General features: G+C 67.6%; 11 protein-coding genes. 7 read left to right on the top strand and 4 right to left on the bottom strand.

Going from position 1 to position 14,678, the window contains the following annotated elements; genetic code table 11:
• Positions 1-13: 13 nt before the first annotated feature.
• Genes ACNH6H_RS06165 through ACNH6H_RS06155 form a run of 3 tightly spaced genes read left to right on the top strand, consistent with a single transcriptional unit; the run spans position 14 to position 7,513 of the window.
• Positions 14-2,305 (top strand): CHAT domain-containing protein, encoded by a 2,292-nt coding sequence (locus ACNH6H_RS06165; protein WP_418316515.1) that lies wholly within the window; start codon positions 14-16, stop codon positions 2,303-2,305.
• A gap of 52 nt (positions 2,306-2,357) precedes the next feature.
• A complete protein-coding gene (locus ACNH6H_RS06160) occupies positions 2,358-5,834 on the top strand; it encodes a filamentous hemagglutinin N-terminal domain-containing protein (RefSeq protein ID WP_418316514.1) in 3,477 nt (1,158 codons plus the stop codon).
• On the top strand, positions 5,831-7,513 hold the full coding sequence (locus ACNH6H_RS06155) for a ShlB/FhaC/HecB family hemolysin secretion/activation protein (RefSeq protein WP_418316513.1): 1,683 nt from the start codon (positions 5,831-5,833) through the stop codon (positions 7,511-7,513). Before ACNH6H_RS06160 ends, ACNH6H_RS06155 begins: the two co-directional genes overlap by 4 nt.
• Before the next feature lie 15 nt (positions 7,514-7,528).
• On the opposite strand, the gene kynB is transcribed toward ACNH6H_RS06155, so the two are convergent.
• A complete protein-coding gene (gene kynB, locus ACNH6H_RS06150) occupies positions 7,529-8,221 on the bottom strand; it encodes an arylformamidase (RefSeq protein WP_418316511.1) in 693 nt (230 codons plus the stop codon).
• A gap of 259 nt (positions 8,222-8,480) precedes the next feature.
• On the opposite strand from kynB, the gene ACNH6H_RS06145 reads away from it, so the two are divergent.
• Positions 8,481-8,957 (top strand): hypothetical protein, encoded by a 477-nt coding sequence (locus ACNH6H_RS06145; RefSeq protein WP_418316509.1) that lies wholly within the window; start codon positions 8,481-8,483, stop codon positions 8,955-8,957.
• A gap of 29 nt (positions 8,958-8,986) precedes the next feature.
• On the opposite strand, the gene argF is transcribed toward ACNH6H_RS06145, so the two are convergent.
• Entirely contained in the window at positions 8,987-9,919 is a 933-nt protein-coding gene (gene argF / locus ACNH6H_RS06140; RefSeq protein WP_418316508.1) for an ornithine carbamoyltransferase, read from the bottom strand.
• 13 nt (positions 9,920-9,932) lie between these two features.
• Positions 9,933-11,147 (bottom strand): aspartate aminotransferase family protein, encoded by a 1,215-nt coding sequence (locus tag ACNH6H_RS06135; RefSeq protein ID WP_418316506.1) that lies wholly within the window; start codon positions 11,145-11,147, stop codon positions 9,933-9,935.
• A gap of 154 nt (positions 11,148-11,301) precedes the next feature.
• On the opposite strand from ACNH6H_RS06135, the gene ACNH6H_RS06130 reads away from it, so the two are divergent.
• A complete protein-coding gene (locus ACNH6H_RS06130) occupies positions 11,302-11,607 on the top strand; it encodes a DUF3579 domain-containing protein (RefSeq protein WP_418316505.1) in 306 nt (101 codons plus the stop codon).
• Positions 11,608-11,673: 66 nt separating this feature from the next.
• Here the strand turns inward: ACNH6H_RS06130 and rpsT are convergent, their stop codons facing one another.
• Positions 11,674-11,982: a 30S ribosomal protein S20 gene (gene rpsT / locus ACNH6H_RS06125; RefSeq protein ID WP_418321252.1), complete on the bottom strand. Its 309-nt coding sequence runs from the start codon at positions 11,980-11,982 to the stop codon at positions 11,674-11,676.
• Between the two features lie 178 nt (positions 11,983-12,160).
• Here rpsT and murJ point away from each other — a divergent pair, with 178 nt between their 5' ends.
• Both murJ and ACNH6H_RS06115 read left to right on the top strand, forming a co-directional pair.
• Positions 12,161-13,717, top strand: a complete 1,557-nt coding sequence (murJ, locus tag ACNH6H_RS06120) for a murein biosynthesis integral membrane protein MurJ (RefSeq protein WP_418316504.1) — start codon at positions 12,161-12,163, stop codon at positions 13,715-13,717.
• Between the two features lie 36 nt (positions 13,718-13,753).
• Positions 13,754-14,638: a SirB1 family protein gene (locus tag ACNH6H_RS06115; protein ID WP_418316502.1), complete on the top strand. Its 885-nt coding sequence runs from the start codon at positions 13,754-13,756 to the stop codon at positions 14,636-14,638.
• The last annotated feature ends 40 nt before the right edge of the window (positions 14,639-14,678 follow it).

The raw sequence follows: 14,678 nt of genomic DNA, 5'->3' as shown, positions 1-14,678 counted from the left end.
GCGGCCATGCGGCATGCGGCGGCGCTGGTTCCACAATGTGATCGGCTGTGCGCTGGCTGCTTCCTGTGTCGGCTCGGCGGCGGCGGCCGATGTGCCACCGGCGAAGCGGGCATTCGAACGCGGCGTCGAATTGCGCCAGCAGGGCCAGATCAGCCGCTCGGTCGATGAGTTGCGTCGTGCCTGCACGCTGGCGCCCGACGAGGCGTCGCGCATGCTGATCCATGGTGAACTCGGCGCATCGCTGCTGCAGGCGCGCCGGCTCGATGAAGCCGCCGAGACCTTGCAGCGCGCTCATGCAGGCTTGCAGGGGCGGCAGCGGGCCCGTGTGGCGCTGGATCTCGGCAACCTCGCGTTGCTGCGCGGGCGCCCCGAGCAGGCGCGCGACCACTATCGGCAGGCCCGTCAGCTCGCAGACGGCGATCCGGGCATCGACATGCCGGCGCGCCTGAACCTTGCCCGTGCAAGCGATGGCGCGGGCGCGATGGCCTTGCTCGAGCAGCTCGAACGCGATCTGGCCGGGCAGCCCGCGTCTGCACAGAAGTGGCGCTGGCAGATCAATCTCGGCCGTCAGTTTGCCGAAAGCGGCGAGGCTGGCATCGCGCCAGCCTGGCGCATCCTCGCCGATGTCGTCCGCTCGGCGGCGGCAGCAGGCGAATCGCTGCTGTTGGCCGAATCGCTGGATGCGTTGGGACAGTTGTATGAGGGACAAGGTCGGCTCGACGACGCGATGCAGGCCAGCCGGCGCGGTTTGGCCGCGGCCGCCGGCTTGAGCGCCGGCTCTGTCGGCGACCTGAACGTCCGCCTCGAGTGGCGGCAGGCCCGCATCGACCGCCAGCAGGGACGCTCGGCGAACGCGCTTGCCGCCTACCAGCGTGCGGTGCAGCATGTCGAGCGGCTGCGCCAGGATCTGCCGATCGACGATGAATCCGGCCGCTCGACCTATCGGACGATGCTGCAGCCGATCTATCTCGGACTCGTCGACCAGTTGCTGCGCAGCGCCGGTGATGCAGCGCCGGCGCCGCGCGCCGCGGCATTGCGCCAGGTCATCGAAACCGTCGAACTGCTGCGCCAGTCCGAACTGCAGGATTACCTCGGCGACCGTTGCGAGGTCGATGCCGTCAAGGGCGGAACCGCAACGGTGCTGCCGCCGGGGCACGCCGTGCTGTATCCGGTCGTGCTCGACGACCGCGTCGAACTGCTGCTGGAAACCAGCACTGGCCTCAGCAGGCATCGCTCGCCGCTGGCGCCTCGGGTGCTTCGCGAAATGGCGCTGCGTTTCGCGGCGACGCTGCGTTTCGGGCAGGCGGATTATCTCGACCAGGCGCGCCGCCTCTACGACGGCGTCCTTCGCCCGGTCGAATCGGCGCTGCAACAGCAGCAGGTGACGACGCTGGTGATGGTGCCGGACGGCGCGCTGCGATTGGTCGCGGTTGGCGCATTCCACGATGGTCAACGCTATGCGATCGAAAAATATGCGATCGCCACCGCGACCGGCCTCAGCATGACCAATACCGCCCGCGACACGCCGATCGACGGCGTATTGCTGGCCGGCCTGGCCGAACCGGGGCCCGTCGTCGACAAGCTCGATCGGCGGGCGATCGCACAGTTGCTCGGGCCGCAGGCAGCAAACCGCTTCAGCGGCGCGGCGGCTGTCGAGAACCGCGGGCTGCGCAGCATGCGGGGCGCCGGGGTGCCGTTGTCGGATGCGGCGCCCGGCGACGCCGACTCCCGGCAGCTTGCATTGCGCGAAGCCTTGTCGCTGCCCGGCGTGCGACGCGAAGTCGCCGCGATCGACCAGGTCGCGGGCGGCGAGCGGTTGCTCGACGAGGCGTTCACGCTGGACAATTTTCGCCGTCAAGCCGAGTCGGGACGGTTCAGCGTGATCCATCTGGCGTCGCACGGCGTCTTCGGCGGCAGCCGCGAGGCGACCTATCTGCTGACATACGACCAGTTGCTGACGCTCGACGACCTGCAGTCGCTGCTGACATCGGATGCATTCCGGCGCCGGCCGATCGAATTGCTGAGCCTGTCGGCCTGCGAAACCGCCGAAGGCGACGACCGTTCGCCGCTCGGCATCTCGGGTGCCGCGATCAAGGCCCGCGCCCGGGCTGTGATGGGTTCGCTGTGGCCGGTCTCCGACGATGCGGCGGTCGATCTGATGGCCGGCTTTTATCGCCGGCTGCTCGAACAACGCGCCGGCAAGGCGCAGGCCTTGCAGCAATCGCAGATCGCGTTGCTGCGCAACCCCGACTATGCACATCCGTTTTTCTGGGCGCCGTTCATCCTGATCGGCAACTGGTTCTGAACGTCCCGCAGTGTCAGACATCAGCAGACCCCATCATCCGCGCAGGCATAGGTTGCCGCTGGCAATCGGCGCGTCGATCGCGATCGCGGCATGGCCGGCTGCGGCCCAGATCGTCACCGATGCGAGCCTCGGCCAGCCGGCGCGGGCACTGACCGGGCCGGCGTATGGCATCGCGCAGAGTCTCGGCCGCCTGTCCGGCGACAACCTGTTCCACAGCTTCCAGCGCTTCGACATCGGCGCCGGCGAGTCGGCGACGTTCTCGACGACGACGCCCGGCATCGCCAATGTGATCAGCCGTGTCACCGGCGGCACGTCGTCGCAGATCAATGGCCGCCTCGCGCTTTCTGCAGCAGACGGCGCACCCGGCTTCTTCTTCATCAATCCGGCCGGCATCACCTTCGGTGCCGGTGCCACGATCGACGTGCCCGGCGCGTTCCATGTCGGCACCGCCGACTTCGTTGCTTTTCCCGACGGGCGCTTCCATGCCGACCTGAATCAGGCGAGCAGTTTTTCGAGCGCGCCGCCGCAGGCCTTCGGTTTTCTCGGCGGCAGCCGTTCCGCGCTGCAACTTCGCGATGGCGCGCAGCTGATATCGCCGCGAGGTCCCGCGATCAGCCTGGTCGGCGGCGATTTGTTGCTCGATGGCGCGACCGTCGGTGCGGGTGGGGGCAGCATCCGGCTCACCGCGGCCGGTACGCAGGCGGGGCAATTTCCGTTCGGCGGGGTTTTGCCGGAAGTCGGCGGCAACTTGACGATGACGCGCAGCGCCTCGGTCTTTTCGCTGGCGGCCGGCGCCGGCAACGGCGCATCGATTGCGCTGCAGGGCGGCCGGATCGCGATCACCGGCGATGCCAACGTCTTCAGCCTGGCCGATGCCGGCAACGGCGGCGCGATCGACATCCGGGCACGCGACAGCCTGCATCTCGGCGCCGGCGGCAATGTCAGCACCGGTACCGACGGCGCCGGCGCTGCCGGCGTGATTCGCGTGCGTGCCGATGACGTGCTGCTCGATGCCGGCGGCTATCTCTACAGCAGTTCATCGGCCGGCAGCAGCGGCGCTGCCGGCGCCATCGACGTCGTCGTTGGGCAGGGGTTGCGCCTCGACAGCGGCGCGAGCATTTCGGCGGCGACCGCCGGTTCGGGTCAGGGCGGCGGCATCCGCCTGCAGGCCGGCAGCATGCACCTCGGCCGTCAATCCTTCGTGCAGGTCGATGCCTTGTCGGCACGGCCGTCCGGCGGTGTCGTGCTCGAGGTGGCCGGAGAACTTTCAATGGCGGATCGCTCCCGCGTCGTCAGCGGAACCTTGGCCGGGGCCGACGCCGGTGCGGTGACGATACGTGCAGGGTCGCTGACGATGTCGAGCGCAAGCTTTGCCGGCAGCCTGGCGCTGCCCGGAGGGACGGGCGCAGCCGGACTGGTCGACGTCATCGTTGCCGGCGACGCACGTCTTGGCAGCACGGCGAGCCTGATCGCGAGTTCGGCCTCCGCCGGCGATGCATCGCCGATCCGCCTGCAGGCAGGCAATCTGCTGCTCGACAATGCCCGCATCAACAGCAACGCCGTCGGCTTGACCGGCGCGTCGGGCAATGTCGAATTGCGCCTGAGCGGCGACCTGCTGCTGCGCAACGGCGGCGCGATCGATTCCAGCACCCTGTCGCGAGGCAATGCCGGCACCATCGTGCTGCGCGCCCGCGACATCGTGCTCAGCGGCGACAGCCGGATTGCCAGCAGCGCGCTCGACAGCACCGGATCGGCCGGGGCGATCGATCTGCAGGCTTCGGGCCGCTTGCATCTGCAGGCCGATTCGACCTTGTCGACCAGCACCTCGACCGCCGGCAATGCGGGGGAAGTGCGGATCGTCGCGAAGTCGCTGCTCATCGAATCCGGCTCGCGGATCACGAGCACCGCGGCAACCGGCAGCAGCGGCATCGGCGGCAACATCGTCGTCACCGCGGCCGAGGAGCTGGCGCTGCGCGGCCAGGCAACGATTGCAGCCAATACGGCCGGCAGCGGCAACGCCGGCAGCGTGCGGCTGAGCAGCGCCGCGGCGACGCTCGACGATCGCTCGTTCGTCAGCACCTCGACAACTGCAGGCAGCAGCGGCAATGCGGGGCGGGTCGACGTGCAGGCAAGCGACAGCTTGCAGCTCCGCGGCAACTCGTTCATCAATTCCGACACCCAGGGTCTCGGCAACGCCGGCCAGGTGACGCTGCGTGCGGGCCGGCTGTTGCTGGAATCCGGATCACGGATCAGCAGCGTTGCCGGCAACGGCAGCCGCGGCGATGCCGGCCTCGTCGAACTGCTGGTCGAGGGTGATCTGCTGCTGCTCAATCCGAGCGCCGAGCTGGGGTTGTCGCCACAGATCTCGACCAGCACATTCGCCACCGGCCGCGGCGGCGAGATCCGCATCCGTGCGGCCAGTATCCTGATCGACGGGCCGGGCGCCGGCATCGTCAGCTTTGCGCAACCCGGCAGCAGCGGGCCGGCCGGCAGCATCACGGTGCAGGCCGCCGGCGAGATGCGTATCCGCAATGGCGGTCTGTCGTCGTCGACCGATGCAGCCGGTGCAGCGGGGCGCGTCGAGGTGCATGCTGCCCGTGTCGTGATCGAAGGCTCGGCCGGCGGCATCAGCGCACTCGCCGGCGCCGCATCGGCGGGCCAGGCCGGCAGCATCCTGGTCCAGGCGGGCGAATCGATCGACCTGCTCGACGGCGGCGTGGTATCGATCGAGAACCAGGCCACGGTCGCCGATCCGTCGACGCGGCAGCCGACGACAGTGCGCTTGATCGCGCCGCTGATCATGCTGCGCGGGCTGGCGGTCGTTTCGGCGGAGGCGAGCGGCAATGTCGGGGCAAGCGACATCGTGATCGATGCACCGCGTGGCCTGACGCTCGACGGCAGCGCGATATCCACCAGCGCCAATGCCGGCGACGGCGGCTCGATCACGGCATCGACCGCGGGCATCGCGCTGCTGCGCGATTCGGTGATCCGAACCTCGGTGTTCGGGCCCGCCGGAGACGGCGGCGACATCGATCTGAATGCCGGCATCCTCGTGCTCGACAGCGGATTCGTCCAGGCGAATACCGCGGCGGCGCAGGCCTCCGGCGGACGGGTGCGGATCGCTGCCGGCTCGCTGGTGACCAGCGGCAGCAAGCTGTTCCTCGGCGGCAATACACCGTTCACCGCACGGCGCGGAATCTTCGGTTTCAACGTGATCCAGGCCGCTGCGCCGACCGGTGTCAGCGGTGACGTCCAGCTGTCCAATCCGGTGCTCGATGTGACGGGAAGCCTGCGTGAACTGCGGGCGGCAACGGTGGATGCCGGCGGGTTGGGCCGCAGCCTGTGTCAGATCACCGGCGGCAGCGCTCTGGCCCTCGTCGGCCGTGGCGGCATGCCGCCCGACGCCGGCGGACTGTTGCGCGCCGAGCCGCCGTCCACGAACGCTGTCGACTGGTCCGGTGCGTCACCAACGACAGGCACGCCGATGCCGCTTGCCGGATCACCGCTGCGCGATGGGGTATGCCGGTGAAGCGCTCGCGAGCAGGGCTGGCGGCCTGCCTGATGCTGCCGCTGGCGGTGGCGGCAGGGGCTGCCGAAACCGGCAGTCTGCTGGCCCAGGCAGCGCCGGGCCAGCCCGCGGCACGGCCGCCTGCCGGTGTTTTCCAATTGCCGCCGCTGCCCGGTGTCGCGCTGCCTCCAAGGTCTGCGAATGAACCGGTCGCGCTCGAATTGAAGGCGGTCCGATTTGCCGGCAATACGGCGATCCCGACGGCTGAGCTGGATGCGCTGGTTGCGCCTCACATTGGCCGCAGCCTGGCCGCGGGCGAGATCGAGGCGTTGCGGATCGAGCTGACCCGCCTCTATGTCGACCGCGGTTTCGTCAATTCCGGACTGCGCGTGGCAGGCATCGACGCGGCGAATGGTGTGTTGTCATTCAACGTCATCGAAGGCCGCCTGCAGGCGATCGAGCTGCAGGGGATGGACGGGCTCGACGATGCCTACATCACTGCGCAGCTGCATTCGGCCAATGACGGACCACTGAACCTGGACCGGCTGCGCGAGCGCTTCCAGCTGCTGCTGGCCGATCCGCTGTTCGAGCGGCTCAATGCACGCCTGCTGCCGGGCGACTCGCCCGGCGAAGCGGTGCTGGCGATCGACGTGCGCCGCGCCAGGCCCTACGAGCTGCGGCTGTTCGCAAACAACCATCGTCCGGTATCGATCGGTGCGGCAACGCTCGGAATCGCCGGCGTGCTGCGCAACGGCACCGGGCGCGGCGACGTGCTCGAGGCGACGCTGCAGTCACCGGCCGAAGGCGGCGGCGACCTGCGCGGCAGCGTGGCCTGGCGCATGCCGCTCGATTACCGAGGCACGCATTTGTCGCTGTCGCTCGATCATGGCGAGTCGTCGGTCGTCGAACAATCGGTTCGTTCGCTGGACATCAGCAGCCGGTTGAGCAGCGTCGAACTGGGACTGAGCCGTGTCGTCACCGAGTCGCTGGATCGCAGGCTGAGTCTGGGTGTGGCCGTGGTGCACCGCGAAAACCGCACCTGGCTGCTCGGCCGGCCGTTTTCCTTCAATCCTGGCGAGCCGGACGGCATCGTCCGCGAAGACATTGCCCGCTTCTGGCAGGAGCTGGTGCTGCGTTCGCAGACCCAGGTGCTGGCGCTGCGCTCGACCTTCAGCTGGGGCCGCAACAATCTGCAGGACGTGGCCGGCTTGCCGGTGCAGAACCGGCCGCCGTCGAACTACCGGATCTGGCTCGGCCAAGCCCAATACGCGCGTCGCATCGGCAGCAAGGGCGCGCAACTGGTCGCCCGCGCAACGGTGCAGCACAGTCCGGACCGGCTGCTCGCGCTGGACGGCATCGCGCTCGGCGGCGCCAGTTCCGTGCGCGGTTATCGCGAGAACCAGCTGGTGCGCGACGAGGGCGTGTTGCTGAATCTGGAATTCGAATGGCCGGCGATCGTGCGGCCGGAGATCGGCCTGCGGCTCGCGCTGGTGCCGTTCTACGACATCGGTCGCGGGCGCAATCACGGGCAGACCGGAACGACGCTGCGGTCCGTCGGCTTGGCGACGCGCCTGCGGTGGAAGGCGCTGAGCGTCGACCTGGTGCTGGCCCGGCGCATCGATGCGCCCGCGCTGGCCCGCAATCAGGGTTCGAATCTGCAGGACGACGGCGTACACCTGCAGCTGAGTTGGCAGTTCTGAAAAGCCTGGCCCGGTTCAAAGCTCGCGTAACACCGCCCTGACCGGTGATGCATCGGCCTCGACCAGCTTCAACGGCAGCGCAATCAGTTCATAGTCGCCGGCTTGTACCTCGTCGAGCACCAGGTTTTCCAGCACCCGCATGTCGCGCGCGAGCAGGCGATGGTGGCTCGGCAGGTCCTTGCTCGCGGCCGGATCGACCGACTGGCTGTCGATGCCGACCAGCAATACGCCGCGGTCGGCCAGCCAGTCGATGGTTTCGGCGGCGAAGGCGCTGAATTCGTCCGACCAGACCAGCGGTGCGGTGCGGCAACTGCGCACCAGCACCCGCGGCGGCAGGTCGTCGGCGGCATCGGCAAGATGCTCGGGCCGGATCAGTGGGCCGACATCGATCGCGTGGATGACCCGGCAGCGGCCGAGGTAGGGCAGCAGATCGACGGCGCCGATCGCCGCCGCACTGTCGGCATAGTGCAGCGGCGCATCGGCATGGGCACCGAGGTGCGGCGACATCGTGATCGCGCTGACATTGACCGGGCAGCCGGGGCCGATCCGCGCCGCCCATTGCTGCTGGTATGCGGTATCGCCGGGAAACGGTGGTGTCGCCGCGTGCAGCGGCGGTGAGATATCCCAGATGCGGCGCGGGCGCTGCACCGATGCCCCGGAGGTTTTTTGCCCGGGGCCGGGTCCGTTGTGCGTTCGGTCAGTCGACATGGCGGTATTGGATCTGGCTTGCTGCCGGGTTCCGCTCAGCAGTGTCGCTGATCCGGTCCGCCGGAGCGTCGCGGCATCGTGGCGGTCCGGCGGCGGGTTCTGACGCGGAGGAACGTGAGATTGTGAACAGTCATCGCCTGCCTGCACCCCTTTCGGCCCAAACAGAATTGCGCGAAGATCGCCGTAGAGGCGCGTTGACCAGGCGCCGTAGTCCGGGACATGTGGTTCAGCCCGCTGACCGAAACCACTGGGGAGGAACATGGCTGCTTTCGCGAAGTGGGACCAGATCGACGGCGAGTTCATCCACTTCGACGGAGGCGTGGGCACCAAGGGTGCCTACCAGAAGGTTGTCTGGACCTTGTATCCGGGCGCGGACCAGCTCGCGCGCAGCGTCCACCAGTCGCATCCGCAGGGTGTCGACGGCATCCTGATCGGGCTGCGCAAGGTGCCGGGTTACCACGTTGCCGTCGGCGCAAACGGCATCATCGCGATATTGATCGGCCTGCTGCTGCCGGCGGTGCAGAAGATGGCGGCCGGTTCATCGGCCGATCTGCGGATTCTGTCGGGCGCGCTCAAACAGCAGGGGCAGGTCGCATTTGCAATGGGTGATGGATCGGTGCGGCTGACGGCTGTCAACGGCGGCCCGGTCGCTGCGGCCCCTGGCAGCTGGATCGATGTGCTGTCGGTCGGGGTGCCTAACCCCGGTGCGCTTGCGATGAAATCGGTCTATCGCTGATCGAGCGGGGCCGCGCGCGGATCGCGCGCTCAGCCGATCCGCCCGATCAGCAGATATTCCATCAGCGCCTTCTGCACGTGCATGCGGTTTTCGGCCTCGTCCCAGACGACCGACTGCGGGCCATCGATCACTTCCGCGGTGACCTCCTCGCCGCGGTGCGCCGGCAGGCAGTGCATGAAGAGGGCGTCGGGCTGCGCGGCGGCCATCATCTCGGCGTCGACGCACCAGTCGGCAAAGGCCTTCATCCGGGCCTCGTTTTCGGCCTCGTAACCCATGCTGGTCCAGACGTCGGTCGTCACCAGGTGGGCGCCGCGGCAGGCATCGAGCGGATTCTTGAAGATCTTCAGGCAGTTCTTGTTGCTGACGCCGGCCACCGCGGCATCGATCTCGTAGCCGCTCGGTGTGCTGACGTGCAGCGTGAAGCCGAGGATGTCGGCCGCCTGCAGCCAGGTGTTCGCCATGTTGTTGCCGTCGCCGACCCAGGCAACGACCTTGCCCTGGATCGAGCCGCGGTGCTCGATGAAGGTGAACACGTCGGCCAGGATCTGGCACGGGTGGTATTCGTTGGTCAGCCCGTTGATCACCGGCACCCGCGAGTTGGCGGCAAAGGCCTCCAGCTTGCTTTGCTCGTAGGTGCGGATCATCACCATGTCGACCATCCGGCTGATCACCCGCGCGCTGTCCTCGACCGGTTCGGCACGGCCGAGCTGGCTGTCGCCGGTGGTCAGATTGACGACCGAACCGCCCATCTGGTACATGCCGGCCTCGAAGCTGACGCGGGTGCGGGTGCTCGCCTTCTCGAAGATCATCGCCAGCGTGCGGTCGACCAGCGGCGTGTATTTCTCGTAGTTCTTGAATCGCTGCTTGATCGTCGCCGCGCGAGCGAACAGGTAGGCGTACTCCTCCGCACGCAGGTCCTTGAATTGCAGATAGTGCTTGATCAGGCTCATGCCGGGCTTCATGGTCGCGGGCGCTTCAGTCGGGCTTCTCGGCCAGGAAGGCCTTGATCAATGGACAAAGGATCGCGGCGATCTGCTCCGCCTCGGCATCGCTGAGGATCAGCGGCGGCACCAGCCGGATCACCTTGTCTGCGGTCACCGACAGCAGCAAGCCGGCCTCGGCGGCGCGGCCGAGCAGGGCACCGCAGGGGCGGGCCAGTTCGATGCCGATCATCAGTCCGGCGCCGCGAATATCGACGACGCCATCGACGCCGTCGAGCTGGCTCGCCAGCGCGCTGCGCAGCGCCTTGCCGACATCGGCGGCGCGCTCGAGCAGGCCTTCGCTTTCGATGATCTTCAGCGTCTCGACGCCGGCACGCATCGCCAGCGGATTGCCGCCGAAGGTCGTGCCGTGGTTGCCGGGCCCGAATACGTTGGCCGCCCGCGGGCCGCAGACCAGTGCGCCGATCGGCACGCCGGATCCGAGCCCCTTGGCCAGCGGCATCACATCGGGCTTGATGCCGGCCCATTGGTGCGCAAACCATTTGCCGGTGCGGCCGATGCCGCACTGCACCTCGTCGAGCATCAGCAGCCAGTCATGTTCGTCGCAGAGGCGGCGCACCGCCTGCAGGTACGAAACGGTCGCCTCGTTGATGCCGCCTTCGCCCTGGATCACCTCGAGAAAGACCGCGGTCACATTCGGGCGGGTATTGGCGACTTCCTCGATCGCGGCGATATCGTTCAACGGCACGCGGATGAAGCCTTCGACCAGCGGGCCGAAGCCGGCCTGGATCTTCGGATTGCCGGTTGCCGACAGCGTCGCGATCGAGCGGCCGTGGAAGGCCTTCTCGTAGACGATCACCTCCGGGCGCTCGATGCCGCGGTCATGGCCGAATTTGCGGGCGATCTTCAGCGCTGCCTCGTTGGCCTCGAGACCGCTGTTGCAGAAAAAGACCTTGTCGAGGCCGGAGACCTCGCACAGCTTCGCGGCGAGCTGTTCCTGCAGCGGGATGTGGTAGTAGTTCGAGGTGTGGATCAGCTTGCCGATCTGGTCCTGCAGCGCCGGCACCAGCTGCGGATGGGCATGGCCCAGCGTATTGACCGCGATGCCGCCGAGCCCGTCGAGGTATTTGCGCCCTTCGGTATCCCAGACCCAGCAGCCCTTGCCGTGCGACAACGCGATCGGCAGTCGGCCGTAGGTCGACATCACGTGGGGTTCGGCGATCGCGGGCGTCTGTGCGGTGGCGTTCATCGGGGCTCCTCGGTGGATCCGGCGGGACCAGCCCCGGCGATCTCCATTGGCGCCGATTCTAAGACGCGGCCTGCAGGCGGCCGGGCCGGAGCCCTTTCATGTTGCGGCGCAGCATGTTCGCTGCACAATAGCGTCTGATTGCAGACAGCGCTTCATGGCCACACCCCCCGCGAACGAATTTTTCATCCAGGGCATCACGCTCGACGGCAGGACATTCAGGCCCAGCGACTGGGCCGAACGGCTGGCCGGCGCGATGTCGTCGTTCCGGCCCGGCGGGCAGGGTCGGGCAGTCCGCTTCGGCTATTCGCCGTATTGCGTGCCACGCGTGATCAACGGCATCAAGTGCGTGATCGTCAGCGAGACGCTGCGCGAGATCGAGCCGATGGCGTGGGACTTCGTGATGAATTTCGCCCGCGACAACCAGTTGCAGGTCGTGCAGGCCTGCCTGATCGGCGAATAGCGAGCGCACAAATGAAAAGGGCTTGCAGATGCAAGCCCTTGACTCTCTGTTCCAGCCTGAACCCAATCAGGCGGCAGCCTGGGCGTCGAGCGCCTTGATCTTCGCAGACAGGCGGCTCTTGTGGCGAGCAGCCTTGTTCTTGTGGAACAGACCCTTGTCGGCAACCGAATCGATGACCGGCTGCGCGGTGTTGAACAGCTCGGCGGCTTTCGCCTTGTCACCGGCCTGGACGGCCTTTTGCACGTTCTTGATGACGGTGCGGAATCTCGAGCGCAGCGCGGTATTGGCGGCGTTCAGCTTGACGTTCTGACGCGAGCGCTTCAGGCCCGACGCAATGCGGACCGTCTTTTTCTTTGCTTTGGCGGAGGTGGCCATAAAGTGTTTGGTCTGGTTGGAACAGAGCCCTCGACTATACCATGGTCGAGGGCTTCGGGGTTGTCCGACCCGGGCAGCGGGGCGCTCGGTGTGGCGCATCAGCCCGTCGGCGGGCGATGCGGCATTGCGATAATGCGCGCACTTTTGCTGCCGGCGAGACATCGCGCCCACCGTTTTCATGAATCTTCTGCGGGCCGCCTCGCTGGTATCGCTGTTCACGCTGGCCTCGCGCATCACCGGCATGGTGCGGGACCAGTTCATCGCGGCGAGTTTCGGCGCCTCGGCGCTGACCGATGCCTTCAATGTCGCGTTCCGCATCCCGAACCTGCTGCGGCGGCTGTTCGCCGAAGGTGCATTTTCGCAGGCCTTCGTGCCGATCCTCGCCGATGCGCGCGCTCGTGAAGGTGACCAGGCAACCGGCGCATTGATCGATTCGGTCGCCACCGTGCTGTTCTGGGTGCTGCTCGCGACCTGCATCGTCGGCGTGGTCGCCGCGCCGGCGCTGGTCTGGCTGATCGCCTCCGGCCTGTCGCGTCACGACGAGGCGGTCGTGATGACGCGGCTGATGTTTCCGTATATCGGCTTCATGTCGCTGGTCGCGTTGTCGGCCGGCATCCTCAACACCTGGAAACACTTCGCGGTGCCGGCAGCGACACCGCTGCTGCTCAATGTCGCGATGATCATCGCTGCCTGGTTCGTTGCGCCGCTGCTCGGAGAACGCGGCATCGAGCCGATCTACGCGCTGGCCGGAGGCGTGATGGTCGGCGGCATGCTGCAGCTCGCCGCGCAATGGCCGGCATTGCGCCGCGTTGCCCGCGTGCCGCGCTTCGGCTGGCGCCCTGGCGCCTTGCGTGCGGCGTGGCGCCATCCGGGCGTCAAGCGGGTGCTGAAGCAGATGGCGCCGGCGCTGGTCGGCGTGTCGGTGGCGCAGATCTCGCTGCTGATCAATACCCAGATCGCGTCGTACCAGGCGGTCGGTTCGGTCTCTTGGCTTGGTTATGCCGACCGCCTGATGGAATTTCCGACCGCGCTGCTCGGCGTCGCGCTCGGCGTCGTGCTGCTGCCGCAGCTGACCGCCGCCAGAGCGCGCGACGACACCGCAACCTATACCGATCTGCTCGACTGGGGCCTGCGCCTGAGCCTGCTGCTGGCGCTGCCGTGTGCCGTCGCGCTGATCGTTTTTCCGACCCCGCTGGTCAGCGTGTTGTTCCAGTTCGGCGCCTTCACCGCGGTCGACGTCCAGCAGACGGTGCTGGCGCTGATGGGTTATGGCGTCGGGCTGATCGGGCTGATCGGCGTCAAGGTGCTGGCGCCGGGCTTTTATGCGCGGCAGGACCTGCGCACGCCGGTCAGGATCGCGGTTGTCGTGCTGATCCTGACGCAGCTGATGAACCTCGTCTTCGTGCCGCAGTTTGCGCATGCCGGGCTGGCGCTGTCGATCGGCGTCGCCGCGCTGATCAATGCCGGCTGGCTGCTGACCGGGCTGATCCGGCTCGGCGTCTATCGACCAGCGCCGGGCTGGCCGGGTTTTCTGTTGCGGGTCGGCCTCGCCTGCGCGATCATGGGTGCGGCACTGGCCTGGGCCGACCACCGCCTGCCGTGGGTCGCGCTGGCCGCGAGCAAGGGCTTGCAGGTGCTGTGGCTGACGGCCTGCCTGGTCACAGCGGCTATCCTCTATTTCGGGTCGCTGCAACTGGCCGGCATCCGCTGGCGGACATTCCTGCGGCGCGGCTGATGTCAGTGCCCACTGGCGAAGCTCTACACTTTATCCATGCCGACCTACAAGCTGTTCGACCCACCGACCGCGCTGAGTTATTTCAGCGCGCTGGTGGCCGACGACGCCAGCATCCCGTTGACCGAGGCGGCGCTGGCGATTGCCCAGCAGGACGATGCGCGCCTCGATGTGCAGGCGGTGTTGTCCGACATCGATGCGCTGGCCGGGCGGCTGGCGCGCCGCATCCCGGCCGATGCGCCGTCGCTGCACCGGCTGCGCCTGCTGAACCGCTATTTTTTCCAGGAACTCGGCTTCGCCGGCAACCTGAACAACTACTACGACCCGGCGAACAGCTACCTGCCGCAGGTGCTGGCGACGCGCCGCGGCATCCCGATCAGCCTGGCCGTGCTGTACATCGAGTTTGCCGGCCAGATCGGCCTGCATGCGCGCGGTGTCTCGTTTCCGGGCCATTTTCTCGTCAAGCTGAGGGTGCAGGGCGGTATCCAGTCCGGCGAGGTCGTGATCGACCCGATGAACGGCCATTCGCTGTCGCGCGAACAGCTCGACGAGATGCTGCTGCCCTACAAGCGCAGCCACGGGCTGATCGGCGACTTCGACATGCCGCTAGGCCTGTTCCTGCAGGAGGCGCCGGCGCGCGAGGTGCTGGCGCGGATGCTGCGCAATCTGAAAGAGATCCACCGCAGCGAGGAAGACTGGCCGCGGCTGCTGTCGGTGCTGCACCGGCTGGTGATCCTGCTGCCCGACGGTTACGAGGAATTGCGCGACCGCGGCCTGACGTGGGCCGAGCTGGGCCAGTTCGAGTCGGCGGTGCAGGACCTGTCGGCCTACCTCGATGCCCGCCCGGATGCGGTGGACCGCGATGCGATCGATCAGCGGTTGAACGATCTGCGCGCCTCCGGCGGGCGGCCGCGCCTGCATTGACCGTGGCCGCGCCGTCCGTGGTCGGCCAGCCCGAGCCCTT

Origin of the sequence: Pseudideonella sakaiensis (assembly GCF_048320135.1) — a bacterium.
Taxonomy (GTDB): Bacteria; Pseudomonadota; Gammaproteobacteria; order Burkholderiales; family Burkholderiaceae_C; genus Ideonella_A; species Ideonella_A sakaiensis_A.
The sequence above is the reverse complement of the archived record's forward strand: the minus strand, read 5'-3'. Positions and strand labels throughout refer to the sequence as shown.